General features: G+C 68.2%; 16 protein-coding genes, 5 tRNA genes and 1 pseudogene. All 22 read left to right on the forward strand.

Annotated elements, in window-relative coordinates:
- The first annotated feature begins 1 nt into the window (after position 1).
- Entirely contained in the window at positions 2–1117 is a 1116-nt protein-coding gene (locus FJ251_02265) for a D-alanine--D-alanine ligase (protein MBM4116556.1), read from the forward strand.
- Between the two features lie 16 nt (positions 1118–1133).
- Positions 1134–1943, forward strand: coding sequence for a BtpA/SgcQ family protein (locus FJ251_02270; protein ID MBM4116557.1), 810 nt, complete (start codon positions 1134–1136; stop codon positions 1941–1943).
- Positions 1944–1952: 9 nt separating this feature from the next.
- Positions 1953–3389 carry a cysteine--tRNA ligase gene (locus tag FJ251_02275; protein ID MBM4116558.1) on the forward strand — a complete coding sequence of 479 codons (1437 nt, stop codon included), beginning with the start codon at positions 1953–1955 and terminating at the stop codon, positions 3387–3389.
- Positions 3390–3609: 220 nt separating this feature from the next.
- A tRNA-Thr gene (locus FJ251_02280) sits at positions 3610–3685 on the forward strand.
- Positions 3686–3696: 11 nt separating this feature from the next.
- Positions 3697–3781, forward strand: a tRNA-Tyr gene (locus FJ251_02285).
- 33 nt (positions 3782–3814) lie between these two features.
- A tRNA-Gly gene (locus FJ251_02290) sits at positions 3815–3891 on the forward strand.
- A gap of 14 nt (positions 3892–3905) precedes the next feature.
- Positions 3906–3981: transfer RNA gene (locus tag FJ251_02295), tRNA-Thr, on the forward strand.
- A 69-nt stretch (positions 3982–4050) separates the two neighbouring features.
- The gene (gene tuf / locus FJ251_02300) at positions 4051–5241 is read left to right on the forward strand and encodes an elongation factor Tu (protein MBM4116559.1); all 1191 of its coding nucleotides are present in this window, start codon (positions 4051–4053) and stop codon (positions 5239–5241) included.
- Positions 5242–5298: 57 nt separating this feature from the next.
- Entirely contained in the window at positions 5299–5448 is a 150-nt protein-coding gene (rpmG, locus tag FJ251_02305; GenBank protein MBM4116560.1) for a 50S ribosomal protein L33, read from the forward strand.
- Positions 5449–5457: 9 nt separating this feature from the next.
- Positions 5458–5533, forward strand: a tRNA-Trp gene (locus tag FJ251_02310).
- A gap of 42 nt (positions 5534–5575) precedes the next feature.
- The gene (gene secE, locus FJ251_02315; protein MBM4116561.1) at positions 5576–5770 is read left to right on the forward strand and encodes a preprotein translocase subunit SecE; all 195 of its coding nucleotides are present in this window, start codon (positions 5576–5578) and stop codon (positions 5768–5770) included.
- A 20-nt stretch (positions 5771–5790) separates the two neighbouring features.
- Entirely contained in the window at positions 5791–6507 is a 717-nt protein-coding gene (gene nusG, locus FJ251_02320; GenBank protein MBM4116562.1) for a transcription termination/antitermination factor NusG, read from the forward strand.
- Positions 6508–6557: 50 nt separating this feature from the next.
- Positions 6558–6992: a 50S ribosomal protein L11 gene (rplK, locus tag FJ251_02325; protein ID MBM4116563.1), complete on the forward strand. Its 435-nt coding sequence runs from the start codon at positions 6558–6560 to the stop codon at positions 6990–6992.
- Between the two features lie 129 nt (positions 6993–7121).
- Positions 7122–7820 (forward strand): 50S ribosomal protein L1, encoded by a 699-nt coding sequence (locus FJ251_02330; protein ID MBM4116564.1) that lies wholly within the window; start codon positions 7122–7124, stop codon positions 7818–7820.
- Positions 7821–7847: 27 nt separating this feature from the next.
- On the forward strand, positions 7848–8369 hold the full coding sequence (locus FJ251_02335) for a 50S ribosomal protein L10 (GenBank protein MBM4116565.1): 522 nt from the start codon (positions 7848–7850) through the stop codon (positions 8367–8369).
- A 56-nt stretch (positions 8370–8425) separates the two neighbouring features.
- Complete coding sequence (locus tag FJ251_02340) at positions 8426–8812, forward strand: 50S ribosomal protein L7/L12 (protein ID MBM4116566.1); 387 nt, start codon at positions 8426–8428, stop codon at positions 8810–8812.
- A gap of 105 nt (positions 8813–8917) precedes the next feature.
- The gene (gene rpoB / locus FJ251_02345) at positions 8918–12724 is read left to right on the forward strand and encodes a DNA-directed RNA polymerase subunit beta (protein ID MBM4116567.1); all 3807 of its coding nucleotides are present in this window, start codon (positions 8918–8920) and stop codon (positions 12722–12724) included.
- Between the two features lie 42 nt (positions 12725–12766).
- Positions 12767–16792: pseudogene (gene rpoC / locus FJ251_02350) on the forward strand (DNA-directed RNA polymerase subunit beta').
- Positions 16793–17226: 434 nt separating this feature from the next.
- Positions 17227–17598: a 30S ribosomal protein S12 gene (locus FJ251_02355; GenBank protein MBM4116568.1), complete on the forward strand. Its 372-nt coding sequence runs from the start codon at positions 17227–17229 to the stop codon at positions 17596–17598.
- 16 nt (positions 17599–17614) lie between these two features.
- Complete coding sequence (gene rpsG / locus FJ251_02360; protein MBM4116569.1) at positions 17615–18082, forward strand: 30S ribosomal protein S7; 468 nt, start codon at positions 17615–17617, stop codon at positions 18080–18082.
- Positions 18083–18270: 188 nt separating this feature from the next.
- Positions 18271–20346, forward strand: coding sequence for an elongation factor G (gene fusA / locus FJ251_02365; protein MBM4116570.1), 2076 nt, complete (start codon positions 18271–18273; stop codon positions 20344–20346).
- A gap of 27 nt (positions 20347–20373) precedes the next feature.
- On the forward strand, positions 20374–20472 hold a 99-nt coding region (locus FJ251_02370), incomplete at its 3' end, for an elongation factor Tu (protein MBM4116571.1).

The raw sequence follows: 20472 nt of genomic DNA on the forward strand, positions 1-20472 counted from the left end.
CATGGCGCGCGTGGTGGTTCTCGTCGGCGGCCGCTCGAGCGAGCGGGCGATCAGCCTCAAGACGGGTCTGGCCGTGGCCGGCGCCTTCGAGCGCCTGGGCTGGGACCTGCGCCTCCTGGACACCGGTCGCCCGGCACTGCCCGCCCTGCCCCTGGCCGAGTTCAGGGCCCTGCCCGAGCTCGGCGCCCCGGACGCCGCGCCGCCGGCGGCCGGCCGCGAGGCGGGTCTGCCCGCTCCCCAGGCTCTCACCCAGGCGCTGGCGCCGCGGCCGGGGAGCGCCTGGCAGCCGGATCTGGTCTTCATCGCCCTGCACGGCGGCAGTGGCGAGGACGGCACCGTCCAGGCCCTGCTCGACTGGCTGGGCCTGCCCTACACGGGCTGCGGGATGGCGGCCAGCGCCCTCGCCATGGACAAGTGGCGCAGCAAGATGCTCCTGCGCGACGGGGGGCTCGCCGTGCCGCCCGGCTACCTCGTCGAGGTGCCGCCCCCGCGGCTCGCCGATCCGGCCTATCCCGAGGAGCTGGCCAGACGCCTGGAGGCCGACCCCGGTTGGCCGGCCGTGATCAAGCCGAATCGGGAGGGCTCCAGCGTGGGGCTCGCCGTGCTGGCGAGCCGCGCCGAGGCGCTCGCCGAGCTGCCCGGCGTGCTGGCGGTCTCGGGGGAGCTGCTCGTCGAAGCTTTCATCCCCGGTCGGGAGCTGACGGTCGCTGTGCTGGGGGGGCAGGCCCTGCCCCTCGTCGAGATCCTGCCGACCAGCGGCCTCTACGATTATCAGCACAAGTACGAGAAGGGGCGCACCCGCTACGTCTGCCCGGCCGAGCTGCCGCCCGCGCTCGCCGCGCGGGTCCAGGCCGACGCCCTCAAGGCCTGGCAGCTCCTCGGCTGCCGGCACCTCGCGCGCGTGGACTTCCGCCTCGCCGCGGACGGCACGCCCTACTGCCTCGAGGTCAACACCATCCCCGGCATGACGGAGACGAGCCTCTTCCCGATGGCGGCCGCGGCCGCCGGCCTTGACTTCCCCGCACTGGTGGCGGAGATTGCTCGTCTCGCCCTGGCCGACGCCGCACGGCGCGCGGCCGCCGCCGCTCCTGACGAGCGGGGGCAGACTCCGGCCTAGATTCCGCGGAGCGCTCGTGAAGGCCCTCTATGGCGTCATCCACCTGCCGGCCCTGCCGGGCAGCCCGGAGAGCCGCCTGAGCCTCGAGGCCATCGAGGCGCGGGCGCTGCGGGATGCCCGCGCCTATGCCCGGGCCGGCTTCGACGGCCTGGTGGTCGAGAACTTCGGCGACCGGCCCTTCTGGCCCGATCGCGTGGGGCCGGAAACCGTGGCCGCGATGACCCGGCTCGCGCGGGCCCTGCGCCTGGACCAGCCCGGCCTGGCCTTGGGCGTGAACGTCCTGCGCAACGACGGCGAGGCCGCCCTCGCCGTAGCCCAGGCCGCCGAGGCCGATTTCATCCGGGTCAACGTGCTCAGCGGCGTCTCGCTGAGCGACCAGGGCACGCTCGAGGGGCGGGCGGCCGCCATCCTGCGCCTGCGCCGCGCCCTGGAGAGCAGCGTGCGGATCTTCGCCGATGTCGACGTGAAGCACGCCGTGATGGGGGCGCATCGGGACCCCCTGCACCAGGCCGAGGACCTCGTGGAACGAGCGGGGGCGGATGCCCTGCTCGTCTCGGGTCGGGCGACCGGGAGCGCGCCGGAGGGGACGCTGGTCGAGCGCCTCGCGGAGCGCTTCCCCGGCCTGCCGATCCTCGTCGGCAGCGGCCTCGACGCCGAGAACGCGCCGCGCCTGCTCGCTCGGGCTGCCGGGGCCCTGGTCGGCACGGCGGTCAAGCAGGGCCGGCAGACCGGCAACCCCGTCGACCCGGCGGTGGCCGCCGCGCTGGTCGCCGCCGTGCGCGCGCTTGCGCCCGGCGACGGGCCGAGCGGCCGCCCCGCCCACTAGGAGACCACGATGGCCCTGCGCGTCTACGACCCCATCCGCAAGGCGAAGCTCCCCTTCACGCCGGTGGTGCCGGGCAAGGTGGGCATGTACGTCTGCGGGATGACGGTGCAGGGCGAGCCGCACCTGGGTCACATGCTCGCGGCGCTCACGGGGGACATGGTTCGCCGCTATCTGGAGTTCTCCGGCTACTCGGTGACGCTCGTGCAGAACTTCACCGATATCGACGAGAAGATCCTGGCGCGCGCGGCCGAGGAGGGCCTGCCCTACACGGCCATCGCCCAGCGGAACATCGACCTCTATAAGGAGCAGGCGCGGGCGCTGAACATCCTGGACGCGACGGTCTTCCCCCGGGCCACCGAGCACATCCCCGAGATGCTGGTGCTGATCCAGGAGCTGATCGGGCGCGGGCACGCCTACGATGCCGTCGATGCCGTCTACTTCGACGTGCGCTCCTACGCGGACTACGGCCGGCTCTCGGGCCGGCGCGTGGACGAGCTCTACAGCGGCGTCCGCGTCGAGGTGGCCGAAGGCAAGCGCGACGAGCTGGACTTCGCCCTCTGGAAGAAGGTGCCCCGGGAAGAGCCGGGCTTCGCGAGCCCCTGGGGCTGGGGCCGGCCGGGCTGGCACATCGAGTGCTCGGCGATGTCCACCAAGTACTGCGGCCAGACCCTGGACTTCCACGGCGGCGGCCTGGATCTGAAGTTCCCCCACCACGAGAACGAGCGGGCCCAGTCGGAGGCGGCGAGCGGGCAGCCTTTCGTCAACTTCTGGCTGCACAATGGCCTGGTGACCGTGGGCGGAGAGAAGATGTCCAAGAGCCTGGGCAACTACACCTCCGTGGCCGAGCTGCTCGAAACCTGGGACCCCGAGGTGATTCGCTTCTACCTGCTCTCCACGCACTTCCGCAGCCGGGCGGAGTTCGAGCCCGTCCAGCTCGAGCGGGCCAAGGGCGGCCTGGACCGGATCCGCGAGTTCAGCCTGGCCCTGCACGAGCGCCTCGCCGCGGCGCCGACGGCCCTCGAGGCCAGCTCCCCGGCCAGCGCCGCCCTGGCCCGGGCCGCCGCCCAGGCCCTGGAGCGCTGGCGGGAGGCGATGGACGACGATTTCAACAGCGGGGGCGCCCTCGGCCACCTCTTCGAGCTGGTGCGGGAGTTCAACCGCCTGGCCGACGAGGACGACCCCGGTCTGCGGGCGGACGGGGCGGCGCTGGCGGCGGCCCGGGACGCCCTGGCGACGATGGCCGGCGTCCTCGGGCTCTTCCGGGAGGGGCTGCCGCGGGAGCGCCGGCTGGCCATTGCACCGGGGGTGCTCGAACTCCAGGCGGCCCGCGACGCGGCGCGAGCCGCCCGGAACTGGGCGGAGGCGGACCGCCTCCGGGGGGCGATCCAGGCGGCCGGCTACCAGGTCCTGGACGGGCCCGAGGGCTCCCAGCTCCGGCCGCTCTGACCGGCGACAAGGGGGCCCGTCCCCCGGGGGCCGCAGCCAGAAAGCCCTTGACAATCCGGGGTTACGCGCCTATCATGCCGCTTCGGCAATTTCTCTGCACAAACGGGCGGCGAACCACTCTCATCATTCGACCAATGCAGGCCAGCTGGGTCTCCCTGTGCGCGAGCAGGGGCAGCCGGCTGGATTGCGTGCCCACCTGCGCAGAGGGCCTGCCGCCGAGGCTGGTGTAGCTCAATCGGTAGAGCGCCTCACTTGTAATGAGGGGGTTGGGGGTTCAAGTCCTCTCACCAGCTCCTCGGTCGGATGCGGAGGGGTTCCCGAGCGGCCAAAGGGAACAGTCTGTAAAACTGTCGGCGACGCCTTCGGAGGTTCGAATCCTCCCCCCTCCACCCGACAGACGCCGGTGCAGGCCGGGCTGTGTTTAGGCGGGAATAGCTCAGCTGGCTAGAGCATCAGCCTTCCAAGCTGAGGGTCGCGGGTTCGAATCCCGTTTCCCGCTCCGTACCGGGATCGCGCGCCCAGATAGCTCAGTCGGTAGAGCACATCCTTGGTAAGGATGAGGTCGTCGGTTCGATTCCGATTCTGGGCTCCTCACCGAGCCGCACGGCAGCTGCCGTTTGAGTCGAGCAAGGCCACAGTGCCGTCAGGAGGTTGATTCACAATGGCGAAGGAGAAGTTCGAGCGTACCAAGCCGCACGTGAACGTGGGGACGATTGGCCACGTGGATCACGGCAAGACGACGCTGACGGCGGCGATCACGCAGCGGCAGGCTCAGAAGAAGCTGGCGGTGTTCACGCCCTTCGATCAGATCGACAAGGCGCCGGAGGAGCGGGAGCGGGGGATCACGATCGCGACGGCGCACGTGGAGTACCAGTCGGTGAAGCGGCACTACGCGCACGTGGACTGTCCGGGTCACGCGGACTACGTGAAGAACATGATCACGGGTGCGGCGCAGATGGACGGGGCGGTTCTGGTGGTGAGCGCGGCGGACGGCCCGATGCCGCAGACGCGCGAGCACGTGCTCTTGGCGCGGCAGGTGAACGTGCCGAGCATGCTGGTCTTCATGAACAAGGTGGACATGGTGGACGATCCGGAGCTCCTGGACCTGGTGGAGCTGGAGATCCGGGAGCTGTTGACGGAGTACAACTTTCCTGGGGACGAGACGCCGATCATCCGTGGCAGCGCGCTGCGGGCGATGGAGAATCCGGGCAACGAGGCGGACCAGAAGTGCATCGACGAGCTGATCGAGGCGATCGACAGTTTCGTTCCGGAGCCGGTGCGGGAGACGGACAAGCCGTTCCTGATGCCGATCGAGGACGTGTTCTCGATCACGGGCCGGGGGACGGTGGGGACGGGTCGCGTTGAGCGGGGGAAGGTGAAGGTGGGCGACAAGGTGGAGCGGATCGGGATCCGCGACACGATGTCGACGACGGTGACGGGGGTGGAGATGTTCCGGAAGATCCTGGACGACGCGCAGGCGGGGGACAACGTGGGGCTGCTGCTGCGGGGGATCAACAAGGAAGACCTGGAGCGGGGGATGGTGCTGGCGGCGCCGGGGAGCGTGACGCCGCACACGAAGTTCGAGGGCGAGGTCTACAAAATGACGAAGGAGGAGGGGGGCCGTCACACGCCGTTCTTCAACGGGTACCGGCCGCAGTTCTACTTCCGGACGACGGACGTGACGGGGGTGGCGGAGCTGCCGGAGGGGACGGAGATGGTGATGCCGGGCGACAACATCAAGATGAAGATCGAGCTGATCACGCCGATCGCGATGGAGGAGAACCTGCGCTTCGCCATCCGCGAGGGCGGCCGGACCGTCGGCGCCGGCGTCGTGACCAAGATCTACGAGTAGTCCTGCCGCGGCGCCGCCTCCGCACGGGGGCGGCGATGGGGCCCAGGGGGAACCGACATGCGAGAGATCATCAAGCTGCGCTGCAGCGAGTGCAAGAAGACCTGGTACACGACGATGAAGAACAAGCGTCTGCACCCCGACCGCATCGAGCAGAAGAAGTACTGCCCGCGCGACCGGAAGCACACGATGTTCAAGGAAGCCCGGTAGGGTTCCCACAGGCCAGTAGCTCTAATGGTAGAGCATCGGTCTCCAAAACCGAGGGTTGGGGGTTCGAGTCCCTCCTGGCCTGCCTGAGCGGGGGCGGGTCTCGGTAGGTGAGAAAGGCGAGCAAGCGATGATCGAGCGGATTCGGACCTATCTGCGGGAAGTCTGGCTGGAGATGGGCAAGGTGACCTGGCCCACCCGCGACGAGCTCAAGGAGAGCACGCTGGTGGTGATCGTCGCCTCGATCATCGTCACGGCCTTCATCTTCGTCATCGACCGCATCCTCGATTCGGGGCTCAGCGGTCTGATCCGACTCCTCAGCTAGCCCGACGAGAAGAGCGAGCCATGCGGGAAGAGCACAAGCCAGGGGAGAGCGCGGCGGCAGCGGGCGAGGCCCACGAGCCCGTCGTGAATCCCTTCCAGGCGGGGGCGGCCCCGACCGAGGCGCCCGAGCTGCCCGAGGCGGAGACCTCTGCTCAGGCGCCGGCGACGGCCGAGGCGGCCGGCGCCCGCAATCCGCGCCTGAAGTGGTACGCCGTGCACACCTATTCGGGCCACGAGAACAAGGTGCGCAGCAACCTGCTCAAGCGCGTCCAGGTGGAGGGACTCGAGGACAAGTTCGGGCAGGTCCTCGTCCCCACCGAAGAAGTGACCGAGATGAAGCAGGGGAAGAAGACGGTCTCGAGCCGCAAGTACTTCCCCAGCTACATCCTCGTCGAGATGGAGATGAGCGACGAGGCCTACCACCTCGTCAACCAGATCAGCGGCGTGACGCGCTTCGTCGGGCTCGACCCGCGCGACAGCAGCAAGCGCCCGGTGCCCCTCAGGCCCCACGAGGTGGACCGCATCCTCGGCCGGATCGAGCGGCCCCAGGAGCACAGGGTCACCGAGATTCCCTACCGGGTGGGAGACCACATCCACGTCATCGACGGGCCCTTCAGCGAGTTCAACGGCGTCGTCGACGACGTCAACGAGGAGCGCGGGACCCTGAAGGTCATGGTGACCATCTTCGGGCGCGAGACGCCCGTGGAGCTGGACTTCCTTCAGGTGGAGCCCATCTAGACCCGCGGCACCGCCGCCCAGGCGCGCCGCAGGGCGCAGGAGCAGAGGCAATGGCCAAGACCAAGAAGAAGATCGTTGCGCAGGTGAAGATCCAGATCAAGGGCGCGCAAGCCAACCCGGCGCCGCCCGTCGGGCCCGCCCTGGGTCAGCACCAGGTGAACATCATGGAGTTCTGCAAGGCGTTCAACGCCCAGACGCAGAACGCGCAGGGCATGGTCATCCCTGTCGTCATCACCGTCTATGGCGACCGCAGTTTCACCTTCATCACGAAGACGCCGCCGGCGGCGGTGCTTCTCATGCGGGCCGCCAAGCTCGAGAAGGGGTCGGGAGAGCCCAACCGCAACAAGGTCGGCAAGGTCACTCCCGCCCAGGTTCGCGAGATCGCCGAATTGAAGGCGCCGGACCTGAACGCCGCGGACATCGACGCGGCGATCGCCATGATCGCGGGCACCGCCCGCAGCATGGGGATCGCGGTCAAGGGTTAGCCTTCGATCGCCGGGGTGCCTGGGCCTTCCAGCGAGGGGGAAGGCAAGCTTCTCCAGCTCCCGGTCCCGATAGCCCTCTTCGACATCAACCGTTCGCATTGCTGCTGAGCTGATCGTGAGGACTTTACGATGAACCGTGGGAAGAACTACCGCGAAGCCGCTTCGCTCCGGCCGTCGGACGCGGCGTACTCCATCGCTGCGGCGGTGGGTTTGGTCAAGCAGATGGCCAAGGCCAAGTACGACGAGACGGTGGAGGTCTCCGCGCGGTTGGGCGTCAACCCCCGGCACGCGGACCAGATGGTCCGCGGCACCGTCGTCCTGCCCAACGGCACCGGCCGCACGGTCCGGGTGCTGGCCCTCGTCAAGGGCGAGCATGCCGAGGCCGCCAAGGCCGCCGGCGCCGATCTCGTCGGCGCCGACGAATACCTGGAGAAGATCCAGGGCGGCTGGGCCGACACCGACGTCATCATTACGACGCCGGACATGATGAAGGACGTGGGCAAGCTGGGCAAGATTCTCGGTCCGCGCGGCCTCATGCCGAACCCGAAGAGCGGCACGGTCACGACCGACGTGGCCAAGGCCGTTCGGGAGGTGAAGGCGGGCAAGGTGGAGTACCGCATCGACAAGGGATCGAACATCCACGTCCCCGTCGGCAAGGTCTCCTTCCAGGGCCCTCAGCTCGAGGAGAACGTGCGTACGCTCATCCACGAGCTGTTTCGCGTCAAGCCCGCGTCGGCGAAGGGCAAGTACCTGCGCTCGGCCTACCTCTGTTCGACCCATGGCCCGGCCGTGAAGTTGGACGAGGCCGAGCTGGGTGCTCTCAGCTAGTCACCGCTTGAGATCAGGAGGGGCACCATGCCCAGTCCGAAGAAAGTCGCCCTCGTCGACACGCTGACGGAGGATCTGCAGTCCGCCGCCACCATCGTCCTGAGCGACTTTTCGGGAATCAACGTCGAGGAGATCTCCGAGCTGCGCCGGCGTTGCCGGGCTTCTGGCGTCAAGTTTCGCGTCGTCAAGAACACCCTGGTGAACCGCGCCGTGGAGGGGACCGCAAAGGAAGCGTTGGGCACGCATTTCGGGGGGCCGACCGCCATCGCCTACAGCGAGGATCTGGTCGCCCCAGCCCGCGTGCTCAAGGAATACGCCAAGGAGTTTGGAAAGCTCGAGCTGAAGGCCGGGTTCGTGGATGGGCAGGTCGTCGACGCCGCCGGTGTGCAGGCGCTGGCCGACCTGCCGGGTCGCGAGCAGCTGCTCGCCCAGGTCGTCGGGACCGTGCAGGCCCCGCTCGGCAGTCTGGTGCGCACGCTGAACGCGACCATCGCGGGACTGGTCAATGCTCTGGACCAGATCGCCAAGCAGAAGGGCGCGGCCGCCTGAGGGCGGGCGCCAGACCGCAACACCCGGCATTCGTTCGGATAACACAGGAGTCAGTCATGTCGCAGAAGGTCGACCAGATCGTCAGCCAGGTTTCCGAGCTCACCGTGCTCGAGCTCTCCACCCTGGTCAAGGCGCTCGAGGAGAAGTTCGGTGTGACCGCCGCCGCACCGATGATGGCGATGGCCGCCATGCCCGGCGCCGGCGCCGCCGCGGCTGCCGAGGTCGAGGAGAAGACGGAGTTCGACGTCATCCTCAGCACCGCCGGAGACAAGAAGATCCAGGTCATCAAGGTCGTTCGGGCCCTCACCGGCCTCGGCCTGAAGGAGGCGAAGGACCTCGTCGACGGCGCGCCGAAGCCCGTCAAGGAGGGCGTCTCCAAGGAAGAGGCGATGAGCATGAAGGCTCAGCTCGAGGAAGTCGGAGGTGTGGTTGAGCTCAAGTAGCTTGCCCACCCGCACGCCCGTTCGCAGCTCTGATCGGTGCCCGGCGCGCAGGCGCACCCCGGGCACCGGTCTGTCTTTTCCCATCCTGCTCTCGGGAGGCCGCTCGTGAGTGTTCCCACTCAGCTGCCGAAGCGCGACTACGCCAAGATCCAGCCGGTGATCGACATCCCCGACCTGCTCGAGGTCCAGATCGCGAGCTTCGAGGATTTCCTGCAGACGCGGATGCCGCCGCGCCAGCGGGAGAACAAGGGGCTGGAGGGCGTCTTCCACTCGATCTTCCCGATCGAGTCGAGCCGGGGCGACTTCATCCTCGAGTATCTCGAGTACGCGGTCGGCGAGCCGAAGTACTCCGTCGACGAGTGCCAGGAGCGCGACCTCACCTTCGTCGCCCCGCTGAAGGCCAAGCTGCGCCTCATCGTCAAGGAGGCCGAGGAAGTCGAGGGCGAGCGGCGGGTGAAGGACATCGTCGAGGCCGAGGTCTACCTGGGCGAGCTGCCCCTGATCACCAGCAAGGGCACCTTCATCATCAACGGCGCCGAGCGCGTGATCGTCAGCCAGCTGCACCGCTCGCCCGGCGTCTTCTTCAGCGACAGCGTCCACCCCAACGGCAAGCGCCTGTTCAGCGCCCGCATCATCCCCTACCGCGGATCCTGGGTGGAGTTCACGACGGACATCAACGACACGATGTTCGTCCACATCGACCGCAAGAAGAAGCTGCCGGTGACGACCCTGCTGCGCGCGATCGGCTTCGCCAGCGACGCCCGCCTGCTCAAGGCCTTCTGCACCGGTGAGGCGATCAACCTCGCCAAGCGGCCGGCCAAGTCGGACACCGAGGCGATCGACCGCATCCTCGTCGCGCCGGTGGTCAACCCGGAGACGGGCGAGATCATCGCCGAGGCCGGCACGACGCTCACCGAGGCGCTGCTGACGGTGATGCGCCAGGCGAAGGTCTACGACGTCGAGGTGCTGGCGCGCGCCGAAGACGTGCACGGCAACATCATCCTGAACACGATCGCCAAGGACCCGACCAAGTCGGAAGAGGACGCGCTCAAGTACATCTACAACCTGCTGCGTCCCGGCGATCCGCCGAACATGGAAACGGCGCGCGCCCTGCTCGACCGCCTCTTCTTCAACGAGAAGCGCTACGACCTCGCCGGCGTCGGCCGCTACAAGATGAACACGCGGCTCGGCCTCAAGGTGCCGATCACGACCACCGTGCTGACGCCGACGGACTTCGTGGCGGTGATCGCCTACCTGCTCGACATCAAGGCCGAGCAGGGCCACGTCGACGACATCGACCACCTCGGCAACCGCCGCGTGCGCTCGGTGGGCGAGCTGCTGAGCAACCAGTTCAGCCTCGGCCTCTCGCGCATGGCGCGCATCATCCGGGAGCGGATGGCTCTCCAAGATGGCGAGAGCATCACGCCGGGCGACCTGGTCAACGCGCGCACGATCAGCGCGGTGATCCAGTCCTTCTTCGGCAGCAGCCAGCTCTCGCAGTTCATGGACCAGACCAACCCGCTCTCGGAGCTGACGCACAAGCGCCGCCTGTCCGCCCTCGGCCCCGGCGGCCTCACGCGCGAGCGCGCCGGCTTCGAGGTGCGTGACGTGCACTACACGCACTACGGCCGCATGTGCCCGATCGAGACGCCGGAAGGCCCGAACATCGGTCTCATCACCAGCCTGTCCACCTACGCGCGCATCAACCCCTTCGGCTTCCTGGAGACGCCCTACCGCAAGGTGGACACCGGGCGCGTCACGGACGAGATCGTGTATCTGAGCGCCGACGAGGAGGACCGGGCGGTGATCGCGCAGGCGAACGCACCGCTGGACGGCCGCGGCCGTTTCGTCAGCCCCGAGGTGCTCTCGCGCAACAAGGGCGAGTTCCCGATGTCCCGCCCGGAGGAAGTGGACTTCATGGACATCGCGCCCGCGCAGCTCGTGAGCGCGGCGGCGAGCCTGATTCCCTTCCTCGAGCACGACGACGCGAACCGCGCCCTGATGGGCTGCAACATGCAGCGCCAGGCCGTGCCGCTCCTGCGCTGCGAGCCGCCCTTCGTGGGCACCGGCATGGAGGAGCGCATCGCGCGCGACAGCCAGGCGATCGTCATCGCGCGGCGCGCGGGCAGCGTCGTCAGCGTGACCGGCGAGCGCATCATCGTGCAGCCGGCGCGCGGGCGCGCCACCGACCTCGAGGACTTCTCCGAGTTCGAGGGGCAGGACGTCTACAACCTGCAGAAGTTCCACCGCTCGAACCAGGACACCTGCGTGAACCAGAAGTCGATCGTGAAGGTCGGCGACAAGGTGCGTGCCGACCAGGTGCTGGCCGACGGCCCGGCCACCGCGGGGGGCGAGCTGGCGCTGGGCGTCAACACGCTCGTCGCCTTCATGCCCTGGGGCGGCTACAACTACGAGGACGCCATCCTCCTCAGCGAGCGCCTGGTCAAGGACGACAGCTTCACCTCGATCCACATCGAGGAGTTCGAGTGCCAGGTGCGGGAGATCAAGGCGGGCCGCGAGGAGATCACGCGCGAGCTGCCGAACGTCGGCGAGGACTCGCTGAAGAACCTCGACGAGCACGGGATCATCCGCGTCGGCGCCCGCGTGAAGCCGGGCGACATCCTGGTCGGCAAGGTCACGCCCAAGGGCGAGACCGAGCTCTCCCCGGAGGAGCGCCTGCTGCGCGCCATCTTCGGCGACAAGGCCGGCGACGTCCGCAACGCCAGCCTGAAGGCGCCGCCGGGCATGGACGGCATCGTCGTCGACGTCAAGGTCTTCTCCCGCAAGGAGCGCGGCGACAGCACGCGCATGGAGGAGAAGCGGCGCGTCGAGCGCCTGCGCCGCCGGGCCAAGGAGGAGCGCAAGCGCATCCTCGGCCTGCGCGACGGCCGCCTGCGCGAGCTGATGATCGGCCAGACCAGCCAGAAGCTCGTCAACGCGGAGACGGGCGAGGTCGTCCTGCGCGACGGCCGCAAGATCAACGAGGCGTTGCTGGCGGAGCTGGACCTCGACGGCCTGCACTGGGGCCTGCCCATCGTCAAGGACCTCGCCACCGACAAGAAGATCAAGCGTCTGATGGACGCCGCCGCGCGCGCGCTCCAGAAGGTGGACCAGGAGCTGGAGAAGGAGAAGGAGCGCGTCGAGATGGGCGACGAGCTGCCGCCCGGCGTGATCCAGCTCGTCAAGGTGCTCGTCGCGCGCAAGCGCAAGCTGTCGGTGGGCGACAAGATGGCCGGCCGTCACGGCAACAAGGGCGTCATCGCCAAGATCCTCCCCGAGGAGGACATGCCCTACCTGCCGGATGGCACGCCGGTCGAGATCGTGCTCAACCCGCTGGGCGTGCCCAGCCGCATGAACGTCGGCCAGGTGCTGGAGACGCACCTCGGCTGGGCGGCCAAGGTGCTCGGCTTCCATGCCCAGACCGAGGTCTTCAATGGCGCCGTCGAGCGCGAGGTGAAGGCCGCCCTCCGCGAGGCCGGCCTCGACGGAGACGGCAAGACCGTCCTCTACGACGGCCGCACGGGCGAGCCCTTCCACGAGCGCGTGATGGTCGGCTACATCTACATGATGAAGCTCTCGCATCTCGTCGACGACAAGATCCACGCGCGGAGCATCGGCCCCTACAGCCTCGTCACCCAGCAGCCGCTGGGCGGCAAGGCCCAGTTCGGCGGCCAGCGCTTCGGCGAGATGGAGGTCTGGGCCCTGGAGGCCTACGGCGCCGCGCACACGCTGCAGGAGCTGCTCACGGTCAAGAGCGATGACGTGGCGGGCCGCAGCGCCATCTACGAGGCGATCGTCAAGGGCGAGAATCCCGCCAAGCCGGGCGTGCCCGAGTCTTTCAACGTGCTCGTCAAGGAGCTGCAGGCGCTCTGTCTCGACGTCCAACTCGATACGGCCAGCTCGTCGACTTGATGTCCAGCCGCCCGGCGCGCAGCGCGCCGGCAGGAGGTTAGCGTGTTCCTCAGCTTCCGCCATCGGGAGACCGAAACGCCGGATTTCAAGGCGATCAAGATCTCGCTCGCGAGCCCGGAGGCGATCCGCCAGTGGAGCTTCGGCGAGGTCACCAAGCCGGAGACGATCAACTACCGCTCCTTCAAGCCCGAGAAGAACGGCCTCTTCTGCGAGAAGATCTTCGGGCCGGTCAAGGACTGGGAGTGCGCCTGCGGCAAGTACAAGCGGATCCGCTACCGCGGCGTCATCTGCGACCGCTGCGGCGTCGAGGTCACGCTCTCGCGCGTGCGCCGCGAGCGCATGGGGCACATCGAGCTGGCAGTGCCGGTCGCGCACATCTGGTTCTTCAAGGGTCTGCCCAGCCGCATCGGCCACCTGCTCGGCATGACGATCAAGGACCTCGAGCGGATCATCTACTACGAGTCCTACCTGGTGATCGATCCGGGCAACACGACGCTGGCCGAGCACGAGCTGATCAGCGAGGAGCGCTACTACGATCTCCTCGACGAGGGCTTCGAGTTCGAGGCCAAGATGGGCGCCGAGGCGATCGAGAACCTCCTGCACAAGCTGCACCTGGACGAGCTGTCCATCGAGCTGCGCGACCAGATCGCCACCGAGACCTCGCAGCAGCGCAAGCAGGAGGCGCTCAAGCGCCTGCGCGTCGTCGAGGCCTTCCGCAATTCGGGCGGCAACAAGCCGGAGTGGATGGTCCTCCACGTCGTGCCCGTGCTGCCGCCGGACCTGCGCCCGCTGGTGCCGCTCGAGGGCGGCCGCTTCGCGACCAGCGACCTCAACGACCTCTACCGGCGCATCATCAACCGCAACAACCGCCTGAAGAAGCTGATGGAGATCAAGGCGCCCGAGGTCATCCTGCGCAACGAGAAGCGCATGCTCCAGGAGGCCGTCGACGCCCTCTTCGACAACAGCCGCCGCAGCCGCGCCGTGCGCGGTCACGGCAACCGGCCGCTGAAAAGCCTGAGCGACATGCTCAAGGGCAAGCAGGGCCGCTTCCGCCAGAACCTGCTGGGCAAGCGCGTCGACTACAGCGGCCGCTCGGTGATCGTCGTCGGCCCGGAGCTGAAGCTGCACGAGTGCGGACTGCCCAAGAGCATGGCCCTGGAGCTGTTCAAGCCCTTCATCATCCGCAAGCTGGAGGAGAAGGGCTACGTGCAGACCGTCAAGAGCGCCAAGAAGCTCGTCGAGCGCGAGCGGCCCGAGGTCTGGGACATTCTCGAGGAGATCATCAAGGACCACCCGGTGCTGCTCAATCGTGCCCCCACCCTGCACCGGCTGGGCATCCAGGCTTTCCAGCCGGTGCTCGTCGAGGGCAAGGCGATCCGTCTGCACCCGCTGGTCTGCCAGGCCTTCAACGCGGACTTCGACGGCGATCAGATGGCCGTGCACGTGCCGCTCTCCTTCGAGGCGCAGCTCGAGAGCCGCGTGCTGATGCTCTCGGCCAACAACCTGCTGCTGCCCTCGAACGGCAAGCCGGTGGCGACGCCGCACCAGGAGCAGGTGCTGGGCTGCTACTACCTGACGAAGGGCCGGCGGGGCGCGCGCGGGGAAGGTCTGCACTTCAACAACCTCGCCGAGGTGACGCAGGCGCTCGACCACGGCGTCGTCGCCCTGCACGCGTTGGTCAAGGTGCGCTGGCAGGGCGGCTGGCTGGAGACGACGCCGGGCCGCGTCATCTTCAACAAGAGCGTGCCCAAGGAGCTCGGCTACATCAACGACGTCATGGACAAGCGCACGCTCAGCGCGCTCGTCCAGCGCAGCCACCTCGAGCTGGGCGGCGAGAAGACGGTGTACTTCGTCGACGAGCTGAAGGACCTCGGCTTCAAGTACGCCACCCTGGGTGGGATCACGATCGGCATCGACGACCTCCTCATCCCGGCCGACAAGGCGAAGATCCTCGCTGAGGCCGAGAAGGACGTGAACCGCATCCTGCTCGAGTTCGAGAGCAAGAAGATCTCCCAGGGCGAGCGCTACAACCGCGTCATCGACCGCTGGACGACGGCGCGCGACGCCGTCGCCGACTCGATGATGGTGGCGATCGAGGCGGATCGCCAGGGCTTCAACCCGGTCTACATGATGGCCCACTCGGGCTCCCGCGGTAGCCGCGACCAGATCAGCCAGCTTTCTGGCATGCGCGGCCTGATGGCGAAGCCGCAGAAGAAGATGACCGGCCAGGTGGGCGAGATCATCGAGCAGCCGATCAAGAGCAACTTCCGCGAAGGGCTCACCGTGCTGCAGTACTTCATCTCGACGCACGGCGCCCGCAAGGGTCTGGCCGATACGGCACTCAAGACCGCTGACGCTGGCTACCTGACCCGCCGCCTGGTCGACGTCGCCCAGGACGTCATCATCACCGAGCGGGACTGCGGCACCATCCGCGGCCTCGACATGCGCGCGCTCGAGGAGAGCGGCGACGTCATCGAGAGCCTGATGGACCGCATCCTCGGCCGCTTCACGGCGGACGACATCATCGACCCGCTCACGGGCGAGCTGCTGATCGAGGCCGGCACCCTGATCGACGAGACCAACGCCAAGCTGATCGAGCTCAAGGGCGTCGAGATGGTGAAGATCCGCTCGGTGCTCACCTGCGAGACGCGCCGCGGCGTCTGCGTCAAGTGCTACGGCCGCAACCTCTCCTCGGGCGCGCTCGTGGACATCGGCGACGCGGTAGGCGTCATCGCCGCCCAGTCGATCGGCGAGCCGGGCACGCAGCTCACGCTGCGCACCTTCCACGTCGGCGGCATCGCCGGCCGCATCGCCGAGGCGACGGCCAAGCTGGCCCCCTGCGATGCGGAAGTCGAGCTGATCAACGTGCGCAGCATCAAGAATGCCGAGGGCAAGCAGGTGGTGATCGGCCACAAGGGCGAGCTCATCGTCAAGGTGCAGGAGGGCACGAAGGAGCGCATCCGCGCCCACTTCCAGGCCCCTTACGGCGCCGTCCTCGATGTGAAGAGCGGCTCGCTCGTCAAGCAGGGCGAGATCCTCTTCACCTGGGACCCCTACGCGGAGCCGATCGTCAACACGCGCAAGGGCGACATCCAGTTCATCGACATCGAGGAGGGCCGCACGCTCAAGGAGGAGACCGACGAGAAGGGCCGCCGGCAGGCGGTCATCACCGAGGACCTCCAGAAGGAGCTGCACCCCGAGGTCAAGATCGTCAACAAGGACGGCAAGGTCCTCGAGAAGTTCTTCGTGCCGACGAACGCCATCCTCCACGTGAAGGACGGCGAGTCGGTGCCCGCGGGCACGAGCATCGTCAAGGTGCCCAAGGACCTCGGCCACACGGGCGACATCACGGGCGGTCTGCCGCGCGTCGTCGACCTCTTCGAGGTCCGCAAGCCGAAGGACGCCGCGATCGTGACCGCCATCGACGGCGCCGTCGAGATCGGCGGCGTCACGCGCGGCATGCGCCGCGTGACGATCAAGCGGGACGCGGATACCCAGGAGGAGTACCTGATCCCCCAGGGCAAGCACATGCGCGTTCACGACGGGGACGAGGTGGCCGCCGGCGACCGCTTGACCGAGGGCCCGATCAATCCCTTCGATATCCTGAGCATCAAGGGCGTGCAGGCCGCGCAGGCCTACCTCGTCAACGAGATCCAGGAGGTCTACCGCCTGCAGGGCGTGGGCATCAACGACAAGCACATCGAGACGATCGTGCGCCAGATGCTGCGCAAGGTGCAGGTGGAGGACCCGGGCGACACCCGCTTCCTCGAGGGCGATCAGGTGGAGCGCGCCGAGTTCCAGGAGGAGAACGAGCGGGTCGTCAGCACGGGCGGCAACGCGGCCACCTACCGGCCGCTGCTGCTGGGCATCACGAAGGCCTCGCTGACCACGGAGAGCTTCATCTCCGCAGCCAGCTTCCAGGAGACCACGCGGGTGCTCACCGAGGCCGCGATCCACGGCAAGACGGACTACCTCTACGGTCTCAAGGAGAACGTGATCATGGGCCGGCTGATCCCGGCCGGCACGGGCCGCAAGGAGTACGAGGAGCTGAAGGTCGCCGAGGACGAGCTGCGCGCCTTGCAGTCCGAGGTCGCCGTCCGCAAGGCGCTGGAGGAGGAGGCGATGGCCGCCGCCGCCAGCAAGGCCGAGCAGCAGGCGCAGAGTCTGATGGAGGAGGGGCTGATGCTCTTCCCGGAGGACAGCGGCGAGGCGGAGGCCATGGCCGGCGGCGGGGGCGACCCGGAGGACGAGGAGATCTAGATCGCCCGGCGGGGTGGGCGCGCCGCGCCCGCCCCCGGGGGGCCGCCGACGGGGAGGCTAAGCCCCGCGTTGACAAGGGAAAAAAGCGCCCTTTGCTTGACAAGCTCTGGCCGTTCGTGTAGATTGGCGTTCTTGCTTGTGCGCCGCTAGCGCGAGCGATCTGACTTCCTAAGCATAAGCGCAACAACGAGTTGCAGTTCGGACTCGGCGGCCGAGCCCGCCGGAGTACGAGGAGTGCGAGCGTGCCGACGCTGAACCAGCTGATCCGCAAGGGCCGGAAGGTCGTCGCCAAGAAGAGCAAGTCGCCGGCCTTGCAGTCCTGCCCGCAGAAGCGGGGGGTCTGCACCCGTGTCTACACGACGACCCCGAAGAAGCCGAATTCGGCCCTGCGCAAGGTGGCCCGCGTGCGCCTGACCAATGGCATCGAGGTCACGGCCTACATCCCGGGCGAGGGTCACAACCTGCAGGAGCACTCGATCGTGCTCATCCGCGGCGGCCGCGTGAAGGACCTGCCGGGCGTGCGCTACCACATCGTGCGCGGCACCCTCGACACCAGCGGTGTCGAGGGCCGTCACCAGCGGCGCTCCAAGTACGGCGCCAAGCGGCCCAAGTAAGAGGACGGCGAGGACCATGCGTCGCAAGATCAAGATCAACCGCGAGACCACGCCCGACCCGCGCTTCAGCAGCGCCACGGTCTCGCAGTTCATCAACTACATGATGCGCGGCGGCAAGAAGAGCACCGCCGAGTCCATCTTCTACGCGTCGATGGACATCATCGAGGAGCGCTCCGGCAAGAAGGGGCTGGAGGTCTTCACCACGGCCCTCAACAACGTGAAGCCCCACCTCGAGGTGACGAGTCGCCGCATCGGCGGCGCCAACTACCAGGTGCCCGTCGAGGTGCGCCCGAACCGGCGCACCGCCTTGGGGATGCGCTGGCTGCTGCAGTTCGCCCGCAGCCGGCCCGATCACACGATGGCCGAGCGGCTGGCCGCGGAGCTCCTGGCGGCCTACCGCAAGGAAGGGCCGTCGATCAAGAAGCGCGAGGACACGCACCGGATGGCCGAGGCCAACAAGGCCTTCGCCCACTTCCGGTACTAGGTTAGGAGCAAGCGAGATCTCGACATAGCCGACGGCGGCGGTCGACGCGGATCCCTCGCATCAGGGGTCCCAATCGCCGGCGGACGATGCCTGCAGGTCCGGGTCCTGTGGAAGGATACCCCTCCTGAGATCTTGAGCTGCAGTCGTCGCGCGTTCGAGATCTCAGGAGGGGTATTCGGTTTTCTGCCATGAGCAGTGGGGATTCGCTAGAGCGGATACGCAACATCGGCATCGCGGCGCATATCGATGCCGGCAAGACCACGACGACGGAGCGGATTCTCTACTACGCAGGCATCATCCACCGCATGGGCGAGGTGCACGACGGCGCCGCGACCATGGACTGGATGGAACAGGAGCGGGAGCGGGGGATCACGATCACCTCGGCCGCGACCACCTGCTACTGGCGGGAGCACCGGATCAACATCATCGACACGCCCGGGCATGTCGACTTCACGGTGGAAGTCGAGCGCAGCCTGAGAGTGTTGGACGGGATGATCGCCGTCTTCTGCGCCGTGGGCGGCGTGGAGCCCCAGTCGGAGACGGTCTGGCGCCAGGCGGATCGCTACCGGGTGCCGAGACTGGCCTTCGTCAACAAGATGGACCGGGTGGGGGCGGATTTCGCGGCGGTGGTGGAGGCGATCAGGACGCGGCTGGGGGCCAACGGCGTGCCGGTGACCCTGCCTTGGGGGAGCGAGGAGCGCTTCCGCGGCCTGATCGACCTCGTGGCGATGGAAGCGCTGCGCTACGACGAGGAGAGCCTCGGGCAGCGCTACGAGGCGGTGGCGATCCCCGCCGAGCTGCGCGCGGAGGCCGAGGCGGCCCGCGAGCGGCTGATCGGAGTGGCGGCCGAGTTCGACGATGAACTGGCCGAAGCCTACCTGGGCGGGCAGGACGTCTCGGCGGCGCTGCTCAACCGGGCGATTCGGAAGGCAACCCTGGAGAGCGGGCTGGTGCCCGTCTTCGCGGGGTCGGCCTTCAAGAACAAGGGCGTCCAGCGGCTGCTCGACGGCATCGTCGATTACCTGCCGAGCCCGCTGGACCTGCCCGCGGTGGCGGGGGAGCTGCCGGGGGGCAAGGGCCAGGGCAGCCGAAAGCCCGATCCCAAGGCCCCTTTCGCGGCGCTGGCCTTCAAGATCGCCAGCGACGCCTTCGCGGGGAAACTGACTTTCTTCCGGGTCTACAGCGGGACCCTGAAGGCCGGCGAGATGGCGCTGAACGCGAGCACGGGAAAGAAGGAGCGCATGGGACGCCTCCTGCGCATGCACGCCAACAAGCGGGAAGAGGTGCCGCAGGCCACCGCGGGCGAGATCGTCGCCGCGGTCGGCCTCAAGTCCGTGCGCACGGGCGACACCCTCACCGACGTGGCGCACCCGCTCGTGCTGGAGGCGATGGTCTTCCCGGAGCCGGTCATCGACATCGCCATCGAGCCCAAGACCAAGGCGGACGAGGAGAAGCTCAAGCTCGCCCTCGAGCGTCTCGCCGAGGAGGATCCGACCTTCCAGGTCCGCGTGGACCGCGAGACGGGCCAGACCCTGATCGCCGGCATGGGCGAGCTGCACCTGGAGATCCTGCGCGATCGCATGGTGCGCGAGTTCAACGTGGCGGCCAATGTCGGCAAGCCCCAGGTGGTCTACAAGGAATCCGTGTCGGCGCGGGGCGAGTCCGAGCACCGCTACCAGCGCCAGCTCGCCGGCAAGGGCGTCTTCGCCCACGTCAGGCTGGCGATCGAGCCCGCCGGGCGCGGGGCCGGCTTCGTCTTCGCGAACGCCGCGGCCCCCGGCGAGCTGCCGGGCGAGTATGCGGCGGCGGTCGAGAGCAGCGCCCGCGCCGCGATGAGCTCGGGCGTGCTGGCGGGCTACGAGATGGTGGACTGCCGGGTGACGCTGCTCGGCGGCAGCCACCACGAGCTCGAGTCCAATGCGCTCGCGTTCCAGGCGGCGACGGCGATCGCCTTCCGCGAGGCGGCGCTGCGGGCCGAGCCCATCCTGCTCGAGCCCGTGATGACCGTCGAGGTGGTCACGCCCGGCGACTTCACGGGGGAGATCGTCGGCGACATCAACGCGCGCCGCGGCCGCGTAGAGGGCATGCTGCCGCGCCTGGACACCCAGGTGGTGACGGCGGCGGTGCCGCTCGCCGAGATGTTTGGCTACATGACCCAGCTGCGCTCGCTCAGCCAGGGGCGCGCGGTCTACACGATGCAGTTTTCCCACTTCGAAGCAGTGCCAAGGAACATCGCAAGCCGTTTCGTCGGTTTCGGGGCCTGAGCGCCCCCCAGAGGAGGTTGACGCGTCATGGCGAAGGAGAAGTTCGAGCGTACCAAGCCGCACGTGAACGTGGGGACGATTGGCCACGTGGATCACGGCAAGACGACGCTGACGGCGGCGATCACG

The sequence above is a fragment of the bacterium genome (assembly GCA_016873475.1).
Classification (GTDB): domain Bacteria; phylum Krumholzibacteriota; class Krumholzibacteriia; order JACNKJ01; family JACNKJ01; genus VGXI01.

What these genes read in the sequence shown, in the direction of transcription:
- FJ251_02265 (MBM4116556.1), top strand. Translation starts at nt 2, where the DNA reads ATGGCGCGCGTGGTGGTTCTCGTCGGCGGCCGCTCGAGCGAGCGGGCG.
- FJ251_02275 (MBM4116558.1), top strand. Translation starts at nt 1,953, where the DNA reads ATGGCCCTGCGCGTCTACGACCCCATCCGCAAGGCGAAGCTCCCCTTC.
- tuf (MBM4116559.1), top strand. Translation starts at nt 4,051, where the DNA reads ATGGCGAAGGAGAAGTTCGAGCGTACCAAGCCGCACGTGAACGTGGGG.
- rpmG (MBM4116560.1), top strand. Translation starts at nt 5,299, where the DNA reads ATGCGAGAGATCATCAAGCTGCGCTGCAGCGAGTGCAAGAAGACCTGG.
- secE (MBM4116561.1), top strand. Translation starts at nt 5,576, where the DNA reads ATGATCGAGCGGATTCGGACCTATCTGCGGGAAGTCTGGCTGGAGATG.
- nusG (MBM4116562.1), top strand. Translation starts at nt 5,791, where the DNA reads ATGCGGGAAGAGCACAAGCCAGGGGAGAGCGCGGCGGCAGCGGGCGAG.
- rplK (MBM4116563.1), top strand. Translation starts at nt 6,558, where the DNA reads ATGGCCAAGACCAAGAAGAAGATCGTTGCGCAGGTGAAGATCCAGATC.
- FJ251_02330 (MBM4116564.1), top strand. Translation starts at nt 7,122, where the DNA reads ATGAACCGTGGGAAGAACTACCGCGAAGCCGCTTCGCTCCGGCCGTCG.
- FJ251_02335 (MBM4116565.1), top strand. Translation starts at nt 7,848, where the DNA reads ATGCCCAGTCCGAAGAAAGTCGCCCTCGTCGACACGCTGACGGAGGAT.
- FJ251_02340 (MBM4116566.1), top strand. Translation starts at nt 8,426, where the DNA reads ATGTCGCAGAAGGTCGACCAGATCGTCAGCCAGGTTTCCGAGCTCACC.
- rpsG (MBM4116569.1), top strand. Translation starts at nt 17,615, where the DNA reads ATGCGTCGCAAGATCAAGATCAACCGCGAGACCACGCCCGACCCGCGC.
- fusA (MBM4116570.1), top strand. Translation starts at nt 18,271, where the DNA reads ATGAGCAGTGGGGATTCGCTAGAGCGGATACGCAACATCGGCATCGCG.